This window comes from Vreelandella neptunia (assembly GCF_022489065.1).
Classification (GTDB): Bacteria; Pseudomonadota; Gammaproteobacteria; order Pseudomonadales; family Halomonadaceae; genus Vreelandella; species Vreelandella neptunia_A.
In genome coordinates, this window is record NZ_JAKVTW010000005.1 from 1 (window position 1) to 21,170 (window position 21,170).

Consider the following 21,170-nt stretch of genomic DNA (forward strand, 5'->3'; position numbering starts at 1 on the left):
GGATGTCTTTTTCCATCTCAATGTCACGGATGCGCTTTTCAAGCTCGCGAATCCTGAGCTGATCGGGTGTCATGGGCGTTGCTTTAGGGCTTTGGCCATCACGCTCTTGGCGTAACTGACGAACCCATTTATCCATGCTCGAATACCCCACATTCATGGCTTCAGCCGCTTCACGAACCGTGTAGTGTTGATCGACGACTAGCTGTGCTGCTTCGAGTCGGAATTCAGGGCTAAAGTTACGTTTTGGTCTTGTTGCCATGCTGCCACCTAGTGATGTCTTGGTGCATATTAGCACCTCTAATTAGGTGGCCAAATTCACTATGCCACTACATGGAGAGTACCGGACGTTCCACAATGAAAAGACGACTTGGTGGCAACCCTACCGCTTTCCTATCGATCAATTGGAAGAACTAGAGGATCAGAAATCCTATCTATGGGATCGGGAGAATCTACCGGATTTTTCTCAACTTCTGACCGCAAGTAAATCGGCTAAAAATCAAGAATGGTATGTTTTAAGGGGATTTTGGTCGCAAGAACAAGGGAACTCGAAAAAAAATAAAAAGGGCCCGCGACTTGATTGCTGGTTCAGGATAAATTCCGTCATAGTAAATGAAAGCGATTTTAATAAAGTAAAACGGAAGATCTCAAAAGAAAGTTTGATTGATCCCCATACTGTGTCGATTCCCAAAATTAGCGAGGGATTTATCGGTGAATATCCTTGGCATTCAGTTTACGACCAGCTATCTAATTGGCAGGACTTAGATACTGACTTTCATGGTCTTATTCTCGCAAAACACATAGTCCCTGTATCGGAATATTTATGGGAACGGGGAAACTTCGATCATTCCATAGATGAAACGTTGTCGATTTACCTGCCGGCCAAGGAATTGGTTAATGAGCTTGGAATGGAAAGGATGCCAAATGAGTTCGGAAATTGGAGGGTGGGAGAAGATATTGTTTTCACGGACCCCAGCGTTGAAGAATACGGACCAAGCTACGCCTTGATGAAAACAGATGCACTGAACGAATGGATGACAAAGAATAATTTGAGAATTCTATGGCTCATTGGAGGAGAAAAACAACTTTTTTCTTCGGATTTGGGATCGAGCGAGTTCTTTGGTCGCTTGGTCTATAGCGGCGTCTATTGGTTGGAAGATGATCTTCCCGTTGGAAATTTGCATTTTCGTAAAGAGGAATAACGCATATACCATGCCGTATTGTTCTCCGATGCGGCCAATCCTTCTGGTGATAAGCTAGTTAGCTATAGCCAAGCGTACCCGCCACCTATCCTTCCAACCCACCCTCATCAAACAGTGAAAGCTGCTAACGATTGGCGGGTTTTGCTTTTTTAGCCCGCCGAGCGGGCGGTCTTCGCTGGCTGGCGAGCTTATCCACAATGGCTTGGCTGGCTTCTCTGGCGTCTGGGGTGCGGCGAAGCTCATACAGCATCTTCTTCCAATGGCGCGCCTCACATTCAAAGTCGTTGGGCAGTGGGTAGTGCTCGCCGGGCTGAAAGCCGAACCGCTGGCGTAGGCTTTTGGGTAGTGCCCACGGCTTGGCGCGCCACTCTAACGGCAGAACCGTTAATTCCGGCACCCAGCGGGCGACAAACTCACCGCTAGGGTAGGTATCCTCCGCCTGGGGTTATACACCCGCAGTGCGTTAGTGCCCGTGGCGCCTGCCTTCACTCACCTTGACTCGTGACGCGTGACGCGCTACACTCAAAAGGCATTTCACAAAATGGGAGGCAAGGCAATGCGATGATCAAAAAGATCAAGCACAAAGGGCTGAAACGGCTCTATGAGCGGGGGCAACCCCAGGGAGTACAACCAAACCATGTAGACGACTTAAGAGACATACTTGCTGCACTGGACGCGGCCACCAAACCAAGCGATATGAATGTCCCAGGCATGGACTTTCACGAGCTGAAAGGTGATAAGAAGGGCTTTTTTTCGGTGCATGTGAATGGTAATTGGGTAGTGATATTTACGTTTGACGGGGAAGATGCACACCTTGTCGACTATTTAGACTACCACTGATGGCGGCGCTCCTTGATAACCGATGCGGTACGGTTATCAAGGGCCACCGAGTAATAAATATTTATTAAGTTAATAAGATATTAATTTTATTAACTTGTATAAGTTAAAGGCTTTTAAATAAGAGTCTTTTAAACATGCAAAGTGTGTTACTAACATGCGTTGTATATGGAGAATATGAAACTATGACTATGATGAACCCGCCGCACCCAGGTAGCTTATTGCGCCGTCGGATTGTGCCTGCGCTGGGACTGAACGTCACTGAATTTTCTAAAAAGCTGGGCATGTCGCGCGCTGCGGTTTCCCGTGTGCTGCATGAACACGCCAGTATCTCTCCTGATTTTGCTGTTAGGCTTGAGCATGGTGGTATTGGCAATGCTAGGCACTGGATGACCATGCAGGCAAACTACGATCTATGGCAAGCTGAACATAAAGAGCAAAATCATATTGAAAAAATTTATGCTGTTTAAATTAATAAGAAACTAAATAAATAGCTAAATAAGAGATAAAGAAAACCCGGCGTACCGCAGCGCTGGGTTTTTTTATGTTTAAAATAATATGCCATAGTCAATGTGTTTCGGAAAACAGTCAGGTTATTAACCTGATTGATTCCGACAAAAAACCAGCATGTGCTGGGTCTTTTGGACGACCACGTAGGTTAGTAGTCGTTCTCTTCTTCTTCGCTTTCACGCTCTCGCGACAGCCTTTCAGCACAGCGGTCGCAAAGCATTACCTCGCGTTCCTCGTCAAACGCTTCAATGAGCATGTCATGTACTGCCTTTCGCTCACAAGCAGAACCGTCGTCTTCATGGCCTTCGCAAAAAATCATGATGCTACCCATCCCCCAACCCGCCATTGTCAAACAGCGAAAGCTGCTGCCGATCGGCGGGTTTTGCTTTTTTAGCCCGCCGAGCGGGCGGTCTTCGCTGGCTGGCGAGCTTATCCACAATGGCTTGGCTGGCTTCTCTGGCATCTGGGGTGCGGCGAAGCTCATACAGTATCTTCTTCCAGTGACGCGCCTCACATTCAAAGTCGTTGGGCAGCGGGTAGTGCTCGGCGGGCTGAAAGCCGAACCGTTGGCGTAGGCTTTCGGGTAGTGCCCACGGCTTGGCGCGCCACTCTAATGGCAGAACCGTTAACTCCGGCACCCAGCGGGCGACAAACTCACCATCTGGGTCATTATCCTCCGCCTGTTTGATGGGGTTATAAACCCGCAGCGCATTGGTGCCCGTGGCGCCTGCCTGCATCTGCACCTGGGGGTAGTGAATGCCGGGTTCAAAATCGGTAAACAGCCGTGCCAAGTGCAAGGCTGGTTCGTACCAGTGCAGCCCAAGGCCAAAGGTGGCGTGGGAGATCAGCATGGCGCGCATACGGAAGTTGATCCAACCGGTGGCGATCAGGCTGCGCATACAGGCATCGACTAGCGGTACGCCGGTTTGGCCTTGCTTCCAGGCGATCAGGTTGGGGTGTTCGGGGTCGCGCTCCCGCAGGTCGCGCAGCGCTGGGTGCAGCGTTTGTGACTCGATGCTCGGCTCACTTTCGAGCTTTTGAATAAAGTGGCAGTGCCAGTGGAGCCTGGAAGCGAAGGCGCGCAGCGAGCGTGACCAGGGTGTGTCTTCTGCATGCTTTTGCCGCTGACGGCGCAGTGACTGCACCACTTCGCGCATGGAAAGCGTGCCCCAGGCTAAGTGGGGCGAAAGCCGTGAGCCAAATTCCCAGGCCAGCAGCGGTTTGGAAAGCGAGCCGCGATAACGCCGCCCGCGCTGGCTTACAAAGCTGCGCCAGACTGCGCGGCCTTCGCTTCGCCCCCCAGGCTGGCGCTCGGGGCAGGGCGTGGTATCAAACCCTAGCGTCAGGTCGTGAAGGTGTTTAACGTCAATTTGGTGAAAGGCTTGCCAGCCCTCAGCCGCCAGGGCGTTTTGTGGGGCAGTGGCGGTGGGCGCCGTCATTAACGCTTCCCAGTGTTTTTCCCATGCGTTGCGGTCGGCCACTCTGGATTTTAAGCCACGCACTACGCCGTGCTGGCGCGCTTCATGCCAGGGCGTTTCGTGTTGCTGGCACCACGCTTTGACGTCAAGGTCGCGGGCAAAGCTCCAGGCGTTGCCGGTCTCCTCGTGGGAGTGAAGGACAAGCTCGCCATAGTGCGCTTTAAGTGCGGCCAGCAGATCAAGCATGCTGCCCTGCCATAGGCACAGCGGCAAACCCAGCGTTCCCAGCGCTTGAGAGAGATCAGCCAGCGAGTCGGCAGCAAATTGCCAGTGGCGCAGCGCGCTGTCTGACGCTTGCCACTGCTCTGGCTCAATGGCGAATATGGGCAGCACGGGGCCAGCCGCGGCAGCGTTAGAAAGCGGCGCGTGATCATGAATGCGTAAATCGCGTTTGAACCAAACGACCTGGATAGGTGCCTTAGCCATTAACCGTGAAGCCTATTCGTCATCAAACTATTCGTCATGAACCGATGACGTTACCATCAAGCCAGCATTTACGTAATCCATTCAGCAGAACCCTTCTAACAGGAGCGTCATAATGTATATCGCCATGAACCGTTTTCGAATTGCCCCAGACCGCGAAGAGGACTTTTTAGAGGTGTGGCGCAACCGTGATTCTCACTTAGACGAAGTGCCAGGCTTCAAGCAATTTAAAATGCTGCAGGGCGAAAGTCAGGAAGATCACACGGTGTTTATCTCCCACAGCGTATGGGAGTCAGAAGAGGCCTTCCGCGATTGGACCAAGTCAGACGCGTTCCGCAAAGCGCATGCCAATGCTAAAGCGCCGGAAGGTATCTATTTAGGGCCGCCTAAATTTGAAGGCTATGAAGTGGTGTTGTAAGTCATCGGCTACCGCACGAGCATCGTGCGGTAGTGCTGGTTGCCATCTAAGCGACAGGGCATCGTTCATCGACTGAATACACCGTTATTAAATCAGGGCGTGACGCTGTGCGACTGGCCTTTGTAGCCAAAGCGTTAAAAGCACCACTGCGAGCAGCACTTCGGCTAGATCGCCGCCGTAATACATCAACTGGGCGGCGGCTTGAATCTCTTCAAGAGAATGGCCGGTATTACGAGGCCAACCGTACCCGTACATCAGTTTGCCCAAAAGACTATGGGTGGCGATGGCGGCAAACAGCACGCCTAGTCTAAAGCGCAGGCTCAGCCGGTGGGGCGACACATCGGGCTCGGCCAGAATCGCCCAGCAGAACAGATAACCCGCTACCAGAAAGTGCAGGTGAACCCCATAGTGCAGCGCCTGATTGTGCAGAGACGCGGCATAAAGCGGCGTGAGATACAGCACATACATCCCACCAATATTGAGCACTAGAGCGCTGATGGGGTGGGAAACGACGCGCACGAATCCACTTTGCAGCAAGGCGGCTACTCGCCTTCCACCCGCCTGAGGCAGCGTACGTAGCAGTAAGGTGATGGGCGCGGCCAATACCCAGGCAAGCGGTGCCAACATGCCTATAACAAGGTGTAGGGTCATGTGCCCCACTAGATCGTGATGCGCCCACGCCATCAGCGGCGGCGCAACGGCTACGGCAAGTAGCAAGCTGCCGAGGATGAAAAAGACACTACGCCAACCGCTCCAATGCGCCGCTTTATGGCGCTGGGCATAGGCCGCAGCGAGATACGCCACCGTCAATAAAATGATCAGCGCCAGCGGTAGCCAATCAATCATCGACCCATAAGTGGGCTGGTCGTGGAGATTCATTCTTAACGATGTTCCAGGCGCTTGGCACGGCGATAAAACCAGATGCCTATCAGCAACAGCACTATCGCAATACCATTCCAGATCACGTCATAAAGGAGCGGATCGACACCGTAGCGAATCTGGTGCAGGCGCAGCACTTTATGATTGATTAAACCATCGAAAAACTGAAAACCACCCAAGCCCAAAAAGAAGCCCGCTTTGGCCCAAGGGATCGCCAAGCGCTTGCGCTGGAAAAGATCAAGTAGCATAAATACACCGATCACAACGGCGAGCAGTTCCCCTGCATGTAGTAAGCCGTCTGAGATAATTCCGAATGTCGGCGTCGAAAAGTCAAAAAAGTGGTGCCACTGAAGCAATTGATGAAAGACGATTTCATCAACAGCGGCCATTACGCCGATCCCAATCAGCACTGTCGCCCATAAAGAGCGCTTGTTGGCAAAAGCTGAAGAAGACATAGAAGTATCCTTACTCCTGAATGTGCTCCCTTAAGTTAGGCACTGCACACTCTTATAGCAACTGGGAAATGTTGGCCTAACGTGATCTATAACGATGGAGCGGTTGCCCTGCTGTTGACCAACTAAAACAGCGCCAAGCCAACAGACAGCAGCACGCTGTAAATAAGCGTCGATATGGCTGTTTTTTTCAATTTGCCGGTCAGAATCTCACCATCACGGGTATGGCTTAATGTTCTGGCGGCATCTATCAGCGGCTTGGCGACCAGCAGGCAGCTCCAACCTATCAGCGGCACAGGCAGCACCACTAGGTAAGTAAGGGTCAGCAGTAGCGCCAACCCCAACAGCGCCCAATGGTAGTTAATGGCCTTTTCTCGACCCAGGCGAACCGCTAAAGTATTTTTCCCGTTACGTGTATCGCTTTCAATATCGCGCACGTTATTCACATTGAGCACGGCGGTCGCCAGCAGCCCGCAAGCGGCGGCAGGTAGCAACGGCAGCCAGCTTAGCTGTTGTACATGAAGGTAGTAGGTGCCGAGTACGCCTAATAAGCCAAAAAATATAAAGACAGCAATATCCCCCAACCCTCGATAGCCATAAGGCGTGCCACCTAGCCCCACAGTGTAGGTCACGGCGGCTAACAAAGAGGCAGCCCCTAGCAGTAGGAAGGTGGCAATCTCGGCCCACTGGTTACCAAAAGCGGTAAGCAGTAATAACAGCCCTAACAGCGCTGCCATCATTGCCGTTATAACCATTCCCCTGCGCATTGCCTTTGGCGTTAGCAAGCCAGAAGAGACCGCCCTGATCGGCCCAATACGGGACTGATCATCAGCGCCGGAAGCCGCATCGCCATAGTCGTTAGCTAGGTTTGAGAGGACTTGCAGCGCAATGGCCGTTAACAGGGCAAGCACCAATACAGCGGGATGGAAGGCCTGGGCACTGGCCGCAAGGCCGCTGCCAAGCAGAATAGAGGCACATGCCAGTGGCAAAGTGCGTGGGCGAGCCGCAAGTAGCCAGGCCTGACGTTGGCGCTGCTTAGGGTTTGATTCCATTACATCGATATCCTGTTAACTATTCGCGGGTAAAAACGGGTAAAGCGCAGCAGCGTGAAACATGCAAGTATGTATGATTAATTGCTAAAAAGCAGATCTAAGTCAAAAAAACAGCATCGCTTTACGCCACACTGCGAACAATCCCTACACCCTTAGTCTACGTGATAAGTGGCGAGTTATTTAGATAATACAAATATGCGGCGCTAGCAATGCTTGCCTAGAAGGCTATTTATGTACCCTACAAACCCTATTGAAGCACTGAGGCGTCAGCTTGATACGCTTGGTGAATCCGCTAAAAAGGGATTTGTTCGCCTTAATACCCCGTGCCAAGTAGATAGCTTGATGGGGTGGTTAAGCGTGCAACGCGTATTACCCCGCATTTACTGGAGAGCGCGAGATGAGGGCGCTGTTGAGTATGCCGTGCTGGGGGTTGTTAACGTGTTTGGTTCGCTAGCCTCACTTCAGGCTGACCTTGCTGCGCTGGGCGATATTGGCGGCGAGCAGCCGGACTTTTTTGGCGGCATGGCTTTCGACCCTGGCACGCCAGGGTGGGCTCACTTTCCCGCCTGCCACTTTGTGCTGCCGCGTATAGAGCTTAAGCGTTGTCAAGGCGAGGCAACGCTATCACTTAATCTACGTTTCGATGACCGCTGCCCCTCTACCGAAATCACCCAGGCTCACGCCTGTTTAGACGCGCTGGTAGCAGAGCGGCCGCTATCGCCTCCGCTACCCAAGGCTTATCAGCGTGAAGACAGCCCTTCCCAAAAAGAGTGGACGGGATGGGTAGACCAAGTGACGCACCAAGAGCACCTGCGCCACACGCCCAAAGTGGTGCTCTCACGGGAGACGTGCCTGACAACATCGGAAACCCCCAACCCATGGGCACTTCTGTCACGCTGGCAGGCGGGGGCTGCAGGTTGTTTCAATTTTGGCATCCAATTGACACCCGACGAGGCATTTATTGGCTGCCCGCCGGAGCGGCTGTATAAGCGTGAAGGCAAACATTTGATCACCGAAGCACTGGCGGGTACTACGCATAGAGCAAGGGATGTTCAGCAAGATGCAAAGCTTGCCGCTGAGCTGCTGGGGGATAGAAAAAACACGCTGGAAAACCAGTGCGTTTATCAGCAGATACTCAGCCAACTTGAGCCCCTTTCTCATCACGTTCATTTGGGCGATTCGCATATTGTAAAGCTGCGCTCGGTGCAGCATATCCGCAGACTGATTAAGGCTGAGCTGCACCGCAACGTCACCGACCAGCAACTGCTTTCAGCACTGCCCCCAACGCCAGCGGTGGGCGGCGTCCCCCGTGAGTCGGCACTGGCGTTTATTCGCCAGCATGAACGCCATCAACGGGGTTGGTACGCGGGCGTGTTCGGCAGAGTCAGCCACGCGAGTAGCGATTTGGCGGTAACCATTCGTTGCGCCCATATCGACTCAGAGACGATTCGGCTCTATGCCGGTGCCGGCATCGTGGCAGGCTCCCAGCCGGACGAAGAGTGGCGGGAGTTGGACAGTAAAATCGCTGACATTATGTCGCTGCTAGGGATGGGATAACGCACATGACGGCACTTACAACGAGCAGTTTTGCGCAAGCGCACGCCACCTTTAATCACGTTTGGGCGGCGCTGATGCTGGAAGAGCTCTACCGTTTAGGCGTGCGTGATGTAGTGGTGGCACCGGGTTCGCGCTCGTCGCCGCTGACCATGGCCGCCAGCGAGCATGCCGGGCTGCGCTGCCACTGCCATTTTGACGAGCGGGGGCTAGGGTTTATGGCGCTGGGCATTGCCCGGGGAAGCCATCGGCCGGTGGTGGTGATCACGACCTCAGGCACCGCCGTGGCCAACCTCTACCCGTCAGTGGTGGAAGCCAATTTGCTTGGCGTGCCGCTGATTGTGCTCTCCGCTGACCGACCCATTGAGCTGCTGGATAACGGCAGCAATCAGGCGATCGACCAGCGGGATATCTTCTCCCGCCACACCATTTTTCATCACGACCTGCCACCGCCCGATGCGGAGATAAAAGCAGCATTTCTGCTTAGCACGATTGATCAATCCGTTGATCACCAGCGCCGCACCCCTGGCCCCATCCATATCAACTGCCGTTACCGCGAGCCTCTCTACCCAGGTGACGCCTTGGTGGATGCCAGTGACTATCTCGCCCCGCTGGGGCGCTGGCTGACGGCTTCAAAGCCGTGGAGTGATTGGGCGACCAGCACTACGATGCCAGCCTTCAAGGACGATTGGGAGGCGTTTGCCCAGCATAGGGGGATTATGGTTGTCGGCAGCGTTGATGACCTCCAACAAGCGCAGCAAGTAGTTGCACTAGCCGAGCAGCTGGGCTGGCCACTGCTGGCGGATGTGCAGAGCCAGCTTCGCTTTGATCCTAATAACCTGATCCATTTTGATCTGGCGCTCCATGACGAACGCTTTAGCGCGGAACTGGCTAAGGCCGAGGTGCTGTTGCAGTTTGGCGGTCGGTTAATCTCCAAGCGGCTCACTCAGTTTATTGCCCAACAGCCCTGGCAGGATGTCTGGTTGGTTGAGCCACTGCCCCAACGGCTGGACCCTGACTACTGCGTTAAGCGCCGGTTGATTAGCTCGCCCGCGAATTTCATAGCTGGCTTGCCGGAAATTCCCGAACAAGCGCCTTGGCATCAATTGGAAAGCCTGCAATGCCGCAGAAGCCAGCTTGTAGAAGAGCAGTGCGCGGCATTCTCAGAGCTGGGTGTTTGCCACCAGCTAGCGCAGCTGGCTGAAGGGCAGCTTTTTATCGGTAACAGCCTGCCTGCACGGCTAATGAATATGCTGGGAAAACATCGTAAAAAGCTGCTTCGAGTATTGGCCAATCGCGGCGCTTCCGGTATCGATGGTTTGATCGCCACGGCTTATGGCGTCAGCTGCACATGTTCGGCACCCACGACCATTGTGCTGGGAGATACCAGCGCGCTGCATGATCTCAACAGTTTGGCGCTGTTAAAGCAGGCCAATCAGCCCCTGGTGGTGGTTATTCTCAATAATGATGGCGGCAGTATTTTTCATATGCTGCCGGTGCCTAAACAGGGGGAGTTGCTGGAGCGCTATTATCGCCAGCCCCATGGGCTGAATTTTGAGTACGCGGCCAAGATGTTTGGGCTTGGTTATTCAGCGCCCGACTCATTGGAGGCCTTCGCGGCGGCTTATACCCAGGCGTTAGAGGTGGGCGTTACGTTGATCGAGGTGAACGTGCCGCATCAACAGGTCGCCGATGATCTTAAGGCGCTTGGTTTAGCAATTCGAGGCGGCGCGCGTGAGCAGTAAATCTCAGGCGCCTACCCTGGTGCTGCTACACGGCCTGCTGGGTAATCGACAGGACTGGAGTGAAGTCATCGCTGGCTTGGAAGGCATCAACTGCCTCGCGCTGGATTTGCCCGGTCACGGCCAGAATCACCACGTGCATGTAGTCTCTTTTGAGGCGTTTAACCATTGGCTTGGCGATACGCTGCTAACCCACGGTATTCATCGTTACTGCCTGCTGGGCTACTCCCTGGGCGGGCGTTTGGCGCTTTACCATGCCAGCCGTCAACCGGTGGGGCTGGAAGCACTCTGGCTGGAGAGTGCCCACCCAGGGCTGCCTGCCAGTGATCGCACTGCACGCCTTGCCCATGACGAACAGTGGGCAAGCCGTTTTGAGCAAGAGCCGCTGAAAGACGTACTGGCCGATTGGTATCAGCAGCCGGTGTTTGCCGATCTCACTGAGCGCCAGCGCAGTCGGCAAATTCAACGTCGCCTATCAAACCGTGGGCCAGCCGTCGCCAATATGCTGCGGTCAACGTCCTTGGCTCATCAGCCCTTGCTATGGCCGTGGCTGGAAAATACCTCGCTACCGGTCAGCTATTTTTCAGGCCAGCGGGACACCAAGTTTCACGCTCTTGCCACTCACTTAGCAACGATGGCCCCGCGCCTGCGCCATATCACGCTGGAGGGGGGCCATAATCTTCATGCTGAGCAGCCGGAGAAAGTTTTAGAACAGCTCAGCTTGTGGTATCGCACGCATGGAGTCACCGGTTAAACCGGCGTTCAGTGGATCAGCAGTAGCCAAGGTAGGCCTACCGCTAGCCATACCACCAGGAACAGTAGCCCGAAGATCGCCCCTAGCTTCCAGAACATCGCACTGGGGAGGTAGCCGCTGCCGTAGTAAACCGGGCTTGGGCCAGTGCCGTAAGGGGTGAGAATGCCCATAAAGCCAAGTGTAGGCAGTAGCAGCAGGATAAACATCTCCATATCCAGCCCGGCAATACCCGATGCCGCCGCCAGAATCACCGGCAATAAAGCGGTGACATGGGCTGTCACGCTGGCAAAGAAGTAGTGCAATAGATAGAAGATGACCACCAGCGCCACCATCGCCATCAGCGGGTCAAAGTGGCTTATCTGCCCACCCACCACATTGCCAAACCAAGTAACGAACCCCACCTGACTTAGTCCGCCTGCTAGTGCCACCAGGGTGGCAAACCATACAAAGGTGTTCCAGGCGGCGCGGTTATCAAGGATATCGCTCCACGAGACGATGCCCGTTAGCAGCATGCCGCAGATGACGATTAATCCCACCAATGATGCTGAGATAATATCGCTGGCAAAAATCCACAGCAGCAGGGCAGAAACGACCATGATGATGAGCACTATTTCGTTGCGTGTCAGTGCGCCTAGCTTGGTTAACTCCTCACCCGCCCAGTCGGAAATTTCGTGACCCGCCTTCACTTCTGGGGCACACAGCCAGTAGCTTAATAGCGGCACTAGCAGCAGTAGCAGAATGCCCACTGGGGCCACCGCCATGAACCACTGCCCCCAGTTAATCTGGATACCGGTGGCGCTTTCGGTGAGCGCAATAGCCAATAGGTTAGGGGCCAGGGCGGTCAAAAATAGTGAGCTGGTAACACAGGTAGAGGCGAGCGCCGTCCACATCAAAAAGCTGCCCATACGCTTCATGCTGGGGTCGTTAGGCAGTGAATCGTAAAGCGGCGGCAGGTTGCGAATGACGGGATAGATCGTGCCCCCGCTGCGGGCGGTGTTGGAAGGCGTAAAGGGGGCAAGAATGCCATCGGCAATCATTACCGCGTAGCCAAGGGTCAAGGTACGTTTACCCATGGTTTTGACCAGCCAGAGGGAAATTCGCCTGCCCAGCCCGGTTTTTTCGTACCCCAGAGCAAACATAAAGGCACCAAAAATCAGCCATACCGTGGAGTTGGTAAAGCCCGACACTGCCCACGAAAATGCTTGGTTGGCAGCGTTAAACCCATCAGCCGCTAGCTGTGCTGGTGAGAACAGTACCCAGGGGGAGAGCAGCGCCACTAAGGTAACGCCGATCAACCCCACCACCGCCCCTGGTAAGGGTTCGAGAATCAAGCCCACCACGCAGCCGAGGAATATGGCGAAAAAATACCACGCATGAGGCGCTAGCCCCTCGGGCGTGGGGATAAATGCAACCACAATGGCAACGGCTAGCGGGGCTAGCAGTTTCCATAATGGCGTAGAGGGTTTTGTAGAAGGCGCCGGAGGTGTTGCTGGAGATCCTGATGAGGATTGCGCACTGCTGTTCATGCGGCTGCTCTCTTCTATGTTAGTAGCAAAAGTCTTACAGGGAGGGGCTCGCTAAACGCATCGCTTAATAGAAGCGCAGCGGTAGAGAGCGAAGTAGATTAGCGCCCAGCTGTTATGGCCCTAATATGGCCTTAGCACCACCCTCAACGGGGCTTTACTTGATGTGCGTCAATAGTTCTTTAGACCAATGCGCAATAAACACTTCGCTGACGAAGGGTATGGTAGTTTCCATCCAGTGATAGGCATCGAAGAGCGTCGCACCTGCGACCTTTGAACCTAGCAAAGGGAAGGGATTGTCATGCAGCAGCGAGATTTCGATATCGTGATTGTGGGTGGGGGAGGTGCAGGCTTGCGTGCTGCTATCGCGGCTGCTGAGCACGCCAAGGAACACAAAACGCCTCAACGTATTGCGCTGCTCTCCAAGGTGTATCCCATGCGCTCCCATACTGTGGCTGCTGAAGGCGGGGCGGCTGCGGTTACCAGCCCAGAAGATTCCCACCAAGCGCACTTTGACGACACGGTATCCGGCGGTGACTGGCTGGTTGAGCAGGGCGTCGTCGACTACTTTGTCCACCACGCCTATCAAGAGCTGGTGCAGATGGAGCGCTGGGGCTGCCCATGGAGTCGCAAGGATGACGGCGAAGTGCAGGTACGCCGCTTTGGGGGCATGAAAACCGCCCGCACCTGGTTTGCCGCCGATAAGACCGGCTTTCATATGCTCCACACCCTGTTTCAAACTTCCCTCAAATACCCCGAGATCGAGCGCTTCGATGAGTACTTTGTGCTCGACCTGGCCGTCCACGAAGGCGCTGTGATTGGTGTGATTGCCCTGGAAATTGCCACCGGTGAGCTGATTCTGCTGCGTACCAAAGCGGTAGTGCTCGCCACCGGCGGCGCGGGGCGTTTGTTCCGCTTTAATACCAATGCGGGCATTGTCACCGGCGATGGGATGGCAATGGCCTACCGTCACGGCGTGGCGCTGCGGGATATGGAGTTTGTTCAGTATCACCCCACTGGCTTACCTGGTTCAGGCATTTTGATTACTGAAGCGTGCCGGGGCGAAGGTGGCATTTTGCTCAATAAAGATGGCTATCGCTATCTACAGGATTACGGCCTTGGCCCGGAAACCCCGCTTGGCAAACCGGAAAACAAGTACATGGAACTGGGCCCGAGGGACAAGCTCTCCCAGGCCTTCTGGCAGGAGCAGCAGGCAGGCCGCACCGGCAAGTATGGTGACAGCGATGTGGTTTATCTTGATCTGCGCCACTTGGGCGAAAAAACCATTCTGGAGCGCCTGCCGTTTATCTGCGAGCTGGCCAAGTCCTATGTCAATGTCGACCCGGTGAAAGAGCCGATTCCTATTCGTCCGGCGGTGCACTACACCATGGGCGGCATTGAAACCAACCCACAGTGTGAAACCACCATCGCCGGGCTCTATGCCGCCGGGGAGTGCGCTTCGGTGGGCCTTCACGGTGCCAACCGCCTGGGCTCAAACTCGTTAAGTGAGCTATTGGTATTTGGCCGCCTGGCCGGTGAACAGGCCAGTCAGCGCGCGGCGCAAACCGAGTGGGCCGATGAACGCCTGCTGGAAGCCCAGGGGGATCGCCAGCAAGCCAAGCTGCTGCGTCTATGTGATGGCACCGGCAGTGCCGAGAACTGGGTAGAGCTCAAGCACGCTATGGTGCAGGCCATGGAGAGCGGCTGCGGGATTTACCGTACCGAAGAGGGCATGCGCCACTCTCTGGATACCATGCGCGAGCTGCGTGCGCGCTTTAATAAAGTTCGCGTTAACGATACCAGCAAGATTTTTAATACCGAGCTACTGGAGTGTTTGGAGCTGGAGTGCGGCCTGGATATTGCCGAAGCCTCCTGTTTGGGCGCGCTTGAGCGCCGTGAATCCCGCGGCGCCCACCAGCGCTTGGACGAGGGTATGCAAAAACGCGATGACGTTAACTACCTCAAGCACAGCCAGGTGTTCTACCAAGGCGATGCTCATGCCGAGCTGCGCTGGCAGGACGTTGATGTGCGGTTTTCTGCCCCGGCTGAGCGGGCTTATGGCGATGCGGGTAAAGGGAGTAAGGCATGAGCACCGATCAAATCACTGCCAAGCGTGTTAGCACTGATAACACCAGCGCGAATAACATCAGTACTAATCACACCAAAACCAAGCACATCAGCGTCAAACGCTACCTACCGGACTCCTCAACTGAGACGTTCTGGCAAGAGTATGACCTACCGGTGGATGACAGCACCTCGCTGCTGGATGCCCTCAACCATATCAAAGAGCAGCTTGATAGCACGCTGAGCTATCGCTGGTCGTGCCGTATGGCGATTTGTGGCTCCTGCGGGGTCATGGTTAACGGCATCCCTAAACTGGGCTGCAAAACCTTCCTGCGCGATTACGAGGGCGATATTCGTATCGAGCCGCTGGCCCACTTTCCGGTACAGCGGGATTTGGTGGTAGATATGGCGATCTTCCTTGAGCACTTGGCGGCGGTGAAGCCCTATCTGATTGACGATAACCCGGTAAAACCCTACGACCCCAATGCGCCGGAAACCTACCGCCAGACGCCGGAGCAACTGGAGCGCTACAAGCAGTTCGCTAACTGCATCAACTGTGGGCTTTGCTACTCCGCCTGCCCGCAGTTTGGGCTTAATCAAGAGTTCCTCGGCCCGGCAGCGCTAACGCTGGCTCACCGTTACAACCTGGACAGCCGCGACAGTGGCAAAAAAGAGCGCATGGCCGAGCTTAACCGCCACGACGGCGTATGGAGCTGTACCTTTGTGGGCTTCTGCTCGAAGGTGTGCCCCAAAAACGTTGACCCTGCCGCTGCGGTAAATCAAGGCAAGGTCGAGGCTGCTAAACATACGCTTATTGCGTTGTTTAAAGGGTAGGAGGAGGAACATCATGGATAAATCATCATCGCAACGCCTGCCACCGCTGAAACGTAACTGGTGGCTAAAGCACCGTTTTTTTAAGCTCTATATGCTGCGTGAAGCCACGGTGCTACCGCTGGTGTTTTTCACGCTCTGTTTACTCGCCGGTATGGTTGCCCTGCTGCAAGGGGCGGAGAGCTGGCAGGGGTGGATTGCCTTTATGGGTTCCCCCATCGTGCTGCTACTGAATCTTTTGGCCTTGGCTGCCAGCCTATACCACGCCGCCACTTTCTTTGTGCTGTTCCCGAGGGTGATGCCGATTCGCATCGCTGGGCATAGCCTGCCCGATCAAGTCATTGTTGCCGGGCAGTGGGCGGGAGTTGTAGTGGTCGCGCTGCTATTTTTCTGGCTATTGGGGAGGGGCTGAACATGAACAAAATAGCCATGAATAAGCCAAGCATGGGCCAAAATAGTGCTCAGCATAAACAAGCCTTTGATGAGCCGCTTTGGTGGGGACTGTTTAGCGCGGGCGGCGTCTGTTTCGCCATTTTACTGCCCGCCGTGATTCTGTTTATCGCCGTTCTACTGCCCCTGGGCCTGCTACCCGCTGAGGAGCTGAGCTATGAGCGGGCATCTTCGCTGCTGTTTAGCGTGCCGGGCTTTCTATTTGTTGGGGCGGTGGTTTGTCTACCGCTATTCCATGCCGCCCACCGCCTGCGCCATGGGATGTTTGATATCAGCGTGGGCAATGACGCACTCAATAAAAAGCTGATGTACGGTAGTGCTGCGCTACTGAGCTTGTTGGCGCTGGGCGTAGTCGTGGCGGGCATGCTGAGCTAAACGGTTCGCTGTCAGCATTTCGTCCCAACAGATAAAAGAGAGTGGCATGATCAACGGACTCACTGAAACAGAACTCTATGCACCGGTAGAGTGGCAGGATCACTCCGATGGCTATCAGGATATTTTGTACCACACCACCGCCGATGGCATTGCACGTATTACCATCAACCGGCCAGAGGTGCGCAACGCCTTTCGTCCGCTAACGGTTAGCGAGATGATACAGGCACTAAGTCGGGCACGTTACGATAGCGCCATTGGCGCGATTATTATCACCGGTGCAGGCGACAAAGCGTTCTGCTCCGGTGGCGACCAGCGTATTCGTGGCGACTACGGCGGTTACCAGGACGAAGAGGGCGCCCACCACCTTAACGTGTTGGACTTCCAGCGCGATATTCGCACCTGCCCTAAGCCGATTATCGCCATGGTGGCCGGTTATGCCATTGGCGGCGGCCATGTGCTGCATATGATGTGCGACCTGACCATCGCCGCCGATAACGCCATTTTTGGCCAGACCGGCCCTAAAGTCGGCTCCTTCGATGGCGGCTACGGCGCCTCTTATATGGCGCGCATTGTGGGCCAGAAAAAGGCCCGGGAAATCTGGTTTCTGTGCCGCCAGTACGATGCCGCCCAAGCGCTTGAAATGGGGCTGGTCAACCATGTGGTACCCCTGGTAGCGCTTGAAAAAGAGAGCGTACGCTGGTGCCGTGAAATGCTGCAGAATAGCCCTATGGCACTGCGCTGCCTGAAAGCCGCACTCAATGCCGACTGCGACGGGCAAGCCGGGCTTCAGGAGCTGGCGGGCAACGCTACTATGCTCTTCTATATGACCGAAGAGGGGCAGGAGGGGCGTAACGCCTTTAACGAAAAGCGCCGCCCGGATTTCTCCCGCTACCCGCGCAACCCGTAATGCAGCTGGCGCTTTACCGCTACACTCTACCGTTTCGCCAGCCGCTGATGTTTAAAGGTATACGGCTGGCCAGGAGAGAAGGGCTGCTAGTAACGATCAACGGCCAGTGGGGCGAGATAGCCCCGCTGCCTGGCTTCTCCACAGAAACCCTCGCCGAGGCGGAAGCTGAAAGCCTGGCCTGCCTTGCTGCTATAAAGCGCGGTGATAAAGCCACACCAACGCTACCTTCAGTGCAGTTTGGGTTCGACTGCGCCCAGCGCCAATGGCCTGCAATTCTTTCCCCACTTTTGCGCCCCTATCCACTGCTCCAAGGGGCGCCTGCGGCGCTGTTAGGCAATCTTGATAATATCGTAGCCGGATGGGGGGATTTACCGCCGACTCGGCTCAAACTAAAAGTGGCGCGCTATGCTATGGAGGAGGAGCTGGCGCTGATTAACCAGCTGGCTACTCGGCTACCCTCCGCCCAACTGATTCTGGATGCCAATGGCGGCTGGACGCGGGAAGAGGCTCAGCGTTTCTGCACGTGTCTTCCCCTTGACCATATCGACTACCTGGAAGAGCCCTGCGCCGCTTTTGCGGACAGCATCGCCGTGGCCGAGGCAACGGGAGTATCCATTGCTCTGGACGAAACGCTATCTCGCCAAGACGCTTGGTATTATCACCCACAGCTTAAAGCCCTGGTGATCAAACCCACCTTGATTGGCTCGCTAAATGCCTGCCAAGCACTCGTGCAACGAGCTCGAGCGGATAATCTGCGTGTAGTTATCTCTTCCAGCTTTGAGTCTGATCTAGGCCTTGGGCAGCTTGCCCGCCTAGCAAGCGAGTGGACGCCCAATGAGCCGCCGGGACTGGATACGGGGCATTGGTTAGCTGAGCGAGTTACCTCTGCCGCAGGCGAAGTGATGACAGAAAACATGCACTGTCTCTTTAAAATGGAAAATTCAGCGTGATAGATACCTGCCCTATCCACTACTGGGCGAAAGAGACCCCCGAGCATATTGCGATAGAGGCTGGCTCTGTGCGCCTTAGCTACCGAACGCTCAATCGCCGGGTGGCGTCTTTAGCGCAGCAGCTTGCGCGTGTAGGTTTTGTGCCCGGTGATCGCTTAGTGGTGCCCGCCAAAGGCTCGCTTAAATCCCTACTGTTGGCGTGGGCCTGCTTGCGAGCAGGGGTTATTTTTTGTCCGCTGAATCCTGCGTCCCCTATTTCCCAGCAGCTCACTCTGGCCAAACGTTTGCAGGCTGAGCGGGTTTGCCAAACGGAGAGTGACCATCATTACCCTGCCGAGCTAACGCCGATTACCCTCGATTTCCTGGCGGAAGCTGATGTGGGTGAGACTTCGGTGCTGGGTGGCAGCCAGCTGTGCAACACGATTTTCACCTCCGGTTCCAGCAGTACGCCCAAGGCAGTGCTGCACCGCGTGGGGAATCATTTGGCCTCTGCCAGTGGGTCGGCGTCGTTTATTCCCGTTGACCAAAAAAGTGGCTGGCTGCTATCACTGCCGCTGTTTCATATTGGCGGCTACGCGATCCCGTTTCGTGTCTTTCTTGCCGGTGGGCGTGTGATCCTCGACGATGCTCCCCAGTCATTTGCAGAGCGCCTTGAGCAGCAGGCGATTAGTCATCTTTCATTGGTGCCCACCCAGCTCTGGCGGTTGCTGCAAGCGGGCTTTTCGCCCCAGCGCACTCAGTTGCGGGAACTGCTGCTGGGCGGCGCGGCGATTCCAGCGCCATTGGTGGCGCGGATGGTCGCGCTGGGACTAACACCGAAAGTTAGCTATGGGCTATCCGAGATGGCCAGCCAAGTCTGCACTGGCATTCCTACTGCACCGGGCGTCGTTGGCAGGCCATTGCCGGGCCGTGAGGTCAGGGTGGTCGATGGGGAAATTCAGCTGCGCGGCGAAACTCTATTCTGCGGCTATTTGAGCAATGGCGAGGTTGATCCAGCCCTCAACGACGAAGGCTGGTTTGCCACCCGGGATAAGGGCCATTTCAATGTGGACGGGGCGCTGGTGGTGGAAGGGCGGCTCGATAACGGTTTTATTTCCGGGGGCGAAAATATCCAACCGGAAAGTATAGAACAGCGCTTGGTTGACCACCCCGGCATTGCCCAGGCGCTGGTGGTAGCCGTACCCCACCCCGAGTGGGGCGAGCGCCCGGTGGCGTTTATTGATTGGCACGGGGAGGCCGCAACCGGGCAGACGCTAAGCGCCTGGGTGCGTGAGGCACTGCCCGGCTTTATGGTGCCCGATGCCTGGTTAGCTTGGCCGCCTGGGGTAGGCTTTAAACCTTCCCGCAAGCATTTTGCTGAGCTTGCGCGGGCACACGTGAATTCTGCCGTTTAACGACGCGATCTATTGGTGACCTAAGATTTATTCCGCTAGGCCAGCAGCTTCCAGCATCGCGTGGAGCAGAACGTTACACCCTGCATGGACGTGCTCCGGCGTGGCGCTTTCGATCTCGTTATGGCTTATGCCATCTTTGCAGGGAATAAAGATCATCGCGGCCGGTGCTACGCGGCCAATAAACATCGCATCGTGGCCTGCGCCGCTGATGATATCCATGTGCGATAGGTTGAGCTTCTCCGCTCCTTCACGCACCGCATCAACACATTCCTTATTGAAGTGTTCCGGGGCAAAGTCAGCCGTGGGGGTTAATTCATACTCCAGCCCATGACGTTGGCAAATTTCCTCCACTGCAGCGGTCACCTCCTGGCCCATCGCGATAAGCGCTTCAGGCTCCCAGTGGCGCATATCCAAGGTCATTTTGACTTGGCCGGGAATCACGTTACGTGAACCTGGGTGCAGGGTCATACAGCCGACCGTGCCGCGCCCGTGGGGCTGATAGTCATGGGCAATACGGTTAAGCGCTTGGGTAACCTCTGCTGCGCCCATCATGGCGTCGCGGCGTAGGTTCATGGGAGTAGGACCCGCGTGGGCTTCAAGTCCGGTCAGGGTTAAATCAAACCACTTCTGACCAAGCCCGCCGATCACTACGCCAATCGTGGTGTCTGTATCCTCAAGAATTGGCCCCTGCTCAATGTGCGGCTCAAAGTAGGCTTTTATCTCGCTTGGCGAAACGCTATCGCTACCGCGGTAATGGATGGCGTCTAGAGCATCGCTTACCGTCACGCCATCGGCGTCGGTGCGCGTCATCATGGCGTCAAATTCGAGCACGCCGCTGAACACACCGGAACCCATCATGCAGGGTGGGAAGCGGCAGCCTTCTTCATTGGTCCAGGCGACAACTTCAATAGGAGACTGAGTAGTGATTTTGTGCTGGTTAAGGGTGCGAATCACTTCTAAGCCGGAGAGTACACCAAAGCAGCCGTCGTACTTGCCGCCGGTAGGCTGGCTATCCAGGTGACTGCCCGCCATCACGGTTTTGGCGTTAGGGTCGCTGCCTTCTCGACGAGCAAAAATATTGCCGATATTATCGATGCGAATCGTGCAGCCTTCAGCGCGGCACCATTGAATAAACAGATCCCGCCCCTGGCGTTCTAAATCGGTGAGCGCCTGACGGTTAACGCCGCCTTTGGCTGTGGCACCTAGCTTGGCCAACTCCATAAGCGATTCCCAAAGTCGATCGCTGTCAGTGCGTAAGTCAGCGATGGCGATTTTCGGTTCAATAAGCGAGTTCATATCAATTCCTTTTATTGAGCACGGAAGAAGCTGGCGACTCCCCGATTTATTATTTGGCTCATTGCTAGAGTAGAGACAAAAA

Annotated in this window: 23 protein-coding genes; 14 read left to right on the plus strand and 9 right to left on the minus strand. The window is 55.2% G+C overall.

The features are described from left to right. The coding region (locus MLE19_RS08990) for a transposase (RefSeq protein WP_198556074.1) at positions 1–259 on the minus strand (259 nt) is incomplete at its 3' end. A gap of 61 nt (positions 260–320) precedes the next feature. Here MLE19_RS08990 and MLE19_RS08995 point away from each other — a divergent pair. Next, a complete protein-coding gene (locus MLE19_RS08995) occupies positions 321–1,199 on the plus strand; it encodes a hypothetical protein (RefSeq protein WP_240717843.1) in 879 nt (292 codons plus the stop codon). Between the two features lie 124 nt (positions 1,200–1,323). On the opposite strand, the gene MLE19_RS09000 is transcribed toward MLE19_RS08995, so the two are convergent. After that, positions 1,324–1,596, minus strand: a complete 273-nt coding sequence (locus MLE19_RS09000) for a hypothetical protein (protein WP_240717844.1) — start codon at positions 1,594–1,596, stop codon at positions 1,324–1,326. 164 nt (positions 1,597–1,760) lie between these two features. Here MLE19_RS09000 and MLE19_RS09005 point away from each other — a divergent pair, with 164 nt between their 5' ends. Both MLE19_RS09005 and MLE19_RS09010 read left to right on the plus strand, forming a co-directional pair. Continuing rightward, the gene (locus MLE19_RS09005) at positions 1,761–2,039 is read left to right on the plus strand and encodes a type II toxin-antitoxin system RelE/ParE family toxin (RefSeq protein WP_240717845.1); all 279 of its coding nucleotides are present in this window, start codon (positions 1,761–1,763) and stop codon (positions 2,037–2,039) included. 134 nt (positions 2,040–2,173) lie between these two features. Then, on the plus strand, positions 2,174–2,506 hold the full coding sequence (locus tag MLE19_RS09010; RefSeq protein WP_240717846.1) for a HigA family addiction module antitoxin: 333 nt from the start codon (positions 2,174–2,176) through the stop codon (positions 2,504–2,506). Positions 2,507–2,694: 188 nt separating this feature from the next. On the opposite strand, the gene MLE19_RS09015 is transcribed toward MLE19_RS09010, so the two are convergent. Continuing rightward, complete coding sequence (locus MLE19_RS09015) at positions 2,695–2,865, minus strand: hypothetical protein (RefSeq protein ID WP_240717847.1); 171 nt, start codon at positions 2,863–2,865, stop codon at positions 2,695–2,697. A 4-nt stretch (positions 2,866–2,869) separates the two neighbouring features. Next, positions 2,870–4,450, minus strand: a complete 1,581-nt coding sequence (locus MLE19_RS09020) for a cryptochrome/deoxyribodipyrimidine photo-lyase family protein (RefSeq protein ID WP_240717848.1) — start codon at positions 4,448–4,450, stop codon at positions 2,870–2,872. Positions 4,451–4,562: 112 nt separating this feature from the next. On the opposite strand from MLE19_RS09020, the gene MLE19_RS09025 reads away from it, so the two are divergent. Further along, positions 4,563–4,865 (plus strand): antibiotic biosynthesis monooxygenase family protein, encoded by a 303-nt coding sequence (locus MLE19_RS09025; protein WP_240717849.1) that lies wholly within the window; start codon positions 4,563–4,565, stop codon positions 4,863–4,865. Positions 4,866–4,952: 87 nt separating this feature from the next. Here the strand turns inward: MLE19_RS09025 and MLE19_RS09030 are convergent, their stop codons facing one another. From MLE19_RS09030 to MLE19_RS09040, 3 genes are all read right to left on the minus strand, one after another. After that, positions 4,953–5,744, minus strand: coding sequence for a cytochrome c oxidase assembly protein (locus tag MLE19_RS09030; protein ID WP_240717850.1), 792 nt, complete (start codon positions 5,742–5,744; stop codon positions 4,953–4,955). Between the two features lie 2 nt (positions 5,745–5,746). Next, the gene (locus MLE19_RS09035; RefSeq protein ID WP_240717851.1) at positions 5,747–6,199 is read right to left on the minus strand and encodes a DUF2243 domain-containing protein; all 453 of its coding nucleotides are present in this window, start codon (positions 6,197–6,199) and stop codon (positions 5,747–5,749) included. A 122-nt stretch (positions 6,200–6,321) separates the two neighbouring features. Continuing rightward, positions 6,322–7,248, minus strand: coding sequence for a 1,4-dihydroxy-2-naphthoate polyprenyltransferase (locus tag MLE19_RS09040; protein WP_240717852.1), 927 nt, complete (start codon positions 7,246–7,248; stop codon positions 6,322–6,324). A gap of 231 nt (positions 7,249–7,479) precedes the next feature. Here MLE19_RS09040 and MLE19_RS09045 point away from each other — a divergent pair, with 231 nt between their 5' ends. Genes MLE19_RS09045 through menH form a run of 3 tightly spaced genes read left to right on the plus strand, consistent with a single transcriptional unit; the run spans position 7,480 to position 11,298 of the window. Next, on the plus strand, positions 7,480–8,805 hold the full coding sequence (locus tag MLE19_RS09045) for an isochorismate synthase (protein ID WP_240717853.1): 1,326 nt from the start codon (positions 7,480–7,482) through the stop codon (positions 8,803–8,805). 5 nt (positions 8,806–8,810) lie between these two features. Further along, positions 8,811–10,547, plus strand: coding sequence for a 2-succinyl-5-enolpyruvyl-6-hydroxy-3-cyclohexene-1-carboxylic-acid synthase (gene menD, locus MLE19_RS09050; protein ID WP_240717854.1), 1,737 nt, complete (start codon positions 8,811–8,813; stop codon positions 10,545–10,547). Next, positions 10,537–11,298, plus strand: a complete 762-nt coding sequence (gene menH / locus MLE19_RS09055) for a 2-succinyl-6-hydroxy-2,4-cyclohexadiene-1-carboxylate synthase (RefSeq protein WP_240717855.1) — start codon at positions 10,537–10,539, stop codon at positions 11,296–11,298. The genes menD and menH overlap by 11 nt, the downstream gene beginning before the upstream one ends. Before the next feature lie 8 nt (positions 11,299–11,306). Here the strand turns inward: menH and MLE19_RS09060 are convergent, their stop codons facing one another. Then, the gene (locus MLE19_RS09060) at positions 11,307–12,824 is read right to left on the minus strand and encodes an anion permease (protein WP_240717856.1); all 1,518 of its coding nucleotides are present in this window, start codon (positions 12,822–12,824) and stop codon (positions 11,307–11,309) included. 298 nt (positions 12,825–13,122) lie between these two features. Between MLE19_RS09060 and frdA the strand changes: the two genes are divergently transcribed. The 7 genes from frdA to MLE19_RS09095 are packed head-to-tail and all read left to right on the plus strand — an operon-like array spanning position 13,123 to position 19,792. Continuing rightward, complete coding sequence (gene frdA / locus MLE19_RS09065) at positions 13,123–14,910, plus strand: fumarate reductase (quinol) flavoprotein subunit (protein WP_240717857.1); 1,788 nt, start codon at positions 13,123–13,125, stop codon at positions 14,908–14,910. After that, on the plus strand, positions 14,907–15,719 hold the full coding sequence (locus MLE19_RS09070; RefSeq protein WP_240717858.1) for a succinate dehydrogenase/fumarate reductase iron-sulfur subunit: 813 nt from the start codon (positions 14,907–14,909) through the stop codon (positions 15,717–15,719). The genes frdA and MLE19_RS09070 overlap by 4 nt, the downstream gene beginning before the upstream one ends. 13 nt (positions 15,720–15,732) lie before the next feature. Next, complete coding sequence (locus MLE19_RS09075) at positions 15,733–16,128, plus strand: fumarate reductase subunit C (protein ID WP_240717859.1); 396 nt, start codon at positions 15,733–15,735, stop codon at positions 16,126–16,128. A gap of 2 nt (positions 16,129–16,130) precedes the next feature. Next, a complete protein-coding gene (gene frdD / locus MLE19_RS09080) occupies positions 16,131–16,541 on the plus strand; it encodes a fumarate reductase subunit FrdD (protein WP_240717860.1) in 411 nt (136 codons plus the stop codon). 46 nt (positions 16,542–16,587) lie between these two features. Then, on the plus strand, positions 16,588–17,448 hold the full coding sequence (menB, locus tag MLE19_RS09085; protein WP_240717861.1) for a 1,4-dihydroxy-2-naphthoyl-CoA synthase: 861 nt from the start codon (positions 16,588–16,590) through the stop codon (positions 17,446–17,448). Further along, positions 17,448–18,398, plus strand: a complete 951-nt coding sequence (menC, locus tag MLE19_RS09090; RefSeq protein ID WP_240717862.1) for an o-succinylbenzoate synthase — start codon at positions 17,448–17,450, stop codon at positions 18,396–18,398. Before menB ends, menC begins: the two co-directional genes overlap by 1 nt. Beyond that, positions 18,395–19,792: an AMP-binding protein gene (locus MLE19_RS09095; RefSeq protein ID WP_240717863.1), complete on the plus strand. Its 1,398-nt coding sequence runs from the start codon at positions 18,395–18,397 to the stop codon at positions 19,790–19,792. Before menC ends, MLE19_RS09095 begins: the two co-directional genes overlap by 4 nt. Before the next feature lie 27 nt (positions 19,793–19,819). On the opposite strand, the gene MLE19_RS09100 is transcribed toward MLE19_RS09095, so the two are convergent. Then, positions 19,820–21,088: a Zn-dependent hydrolase gene (locus MLE19_RS09100; RefSeq protein WP_240717864.1), complete on the minus strand. Its 1,269-nt coding sequence runs from the start codon at positions 21,086–21,088 to the stop codon at positions 19,820–19,822. Positions 21,089–21,170 lie beyond the last annotated feature (82 nt).

What these genes read in the sequence shown, in the direction of transcription:
- MLE19_RS09005 (WP_240717845.1), top strand. Translation starts at nt 1,761, where the DNA reads ATGATCAAAAAGATCAAGCACAAAGGGCTGAAACGGCTCTATGAGCGG.
- MLE19_RS09075 (WP_240717859.1), top strand. Translation starts at nt 15,733, where the DNA reads ATGGATAAATCATCATCGCAACGCCTGCCACCGCTGAAACGTAACTGG.
- MLE19_RS08995 (WP_240717843.1), top strand. Translation starts at nt 321, where the DNA reads ATGCCACTACATGGAGAGTACCGGACGTTCCACAATGAAAAGACGACT.
- MLE19_RS09010 (WP_240717846.1), top strand. Translation starts at nt 2,174, where the DNA reads ATGCAAAGTGTGTTACTAACATGCGTTGTATATGGAGAATATGAAACT.
- frdA (WP_240717857.1), top strand. Translation starts at nt 13,123, where the DNA reads ATGCAGCAGCGAGATTTCGATATCGTGATTGTGGGTGGGGGAGGTGCA.
- MLE19_RS09035 (WP_240717851.1), bottom strand. Translation starts at nt 6,199, where the DNA reads ATGTCTTCTTCAGCTTTTGCCAACAAGCGCTCTTTATGGGCGACAGTG.
- menB (WP_240717861.1), top strand. Translation starts at nt 16,588, where the DNA reads ATGATCAACGGACTCACTGAAACAGAACTCTATGCACCGGTAGAGTGG.
- MLE19_RS09100 (WP_240717864.1), bottom strand. Translation starts at nt 21,088, where the DNA reads ATGAACTCGCTTATTGAACCGAAAATCGCCATCGCTGACTTACGCACT.
- MLE19_RS09060 (WP_240717856.1), bottom strand. Translation starts at nt 12,824, where the DNA reads ATGAACAGCAGTGCGCAATCCTCATCAGGATCTCCAGCAACACCTCCG.
- MLE19_RS09070 (WP_240717858.1), top strand. Translation starts at nt 14,907, where the DNA reads ATGAGCACCGATCAAATCACTGCCAAGCGTGTTAGCACTGATAACACC.
- MLE19_RS09015 (WP_240717847.1), bottom strand. Translation starts at nt 2,865, where the DNA reads ATGATTTTTTGCGAAGGCCATGAAGACGACGGTTCTGCTTGTGAGCGA.
- menC (WP_240717862.1), top strand. Translation starts at nt 17,448, where the DNA reads ATGCAGCTGGCGCTTTACCGCTACACTCTACCGTTTCGCCAGCCGCTG.
- MLE19_RS09040 (WP_240717852.1), bottom strand. Translation starts at nt 7,248, where the DNA reads ATGGAATCAAACCCTAAGCAGCGCCAACGTCAGGCCTGGCTACTTGCG.
- MLE19_RS09025 (WP_240717849.1), top strand. Translation starts at nt 4,563, where the DNA reads ATGTATATCGCCATGAACCGTTTTCGAATTGCCCCAGACCGCGAAGAG.
- menD (WP_240717854.1), top strand. Translation starts at nt 8,811, where the DNA reads ATGACGGCACTTACAACGAGCAGTTTTGCGCAAGCGCACGCCACCTTT.
- MLE19_RS09030 (WP_240717850.1), bottom strand. Translation starts at nt 5,744, where the DNA reads ATGAATCTCCACGACCAGCCCACTTATGGGTCGATGATTGATTGGCTA.
- MLE19_RS09020 (WP_240717848.1), bottom strand. Translation starts at nt 4,450, where the DNA reads ATGGCTAAGGCACCTATCCAGGTCGTTTGGTTCAAACGCGATTTACGC.
- MLE19_RS09045 (WP_240717853.1), top strand. Translation starts at nt 7,480, where the DNA reads ATGTACCCTACAAACCCTATTGAAGCACTGAGGCGTCAGCTTGATACG.
- frdD (WP_240717860.1), top strand. Translation starts at nt 16,131, where the DNA reads ATGAACAAAATAGCCATGAATAAGCCAAGCATGGGCCAAAATAGTGCT.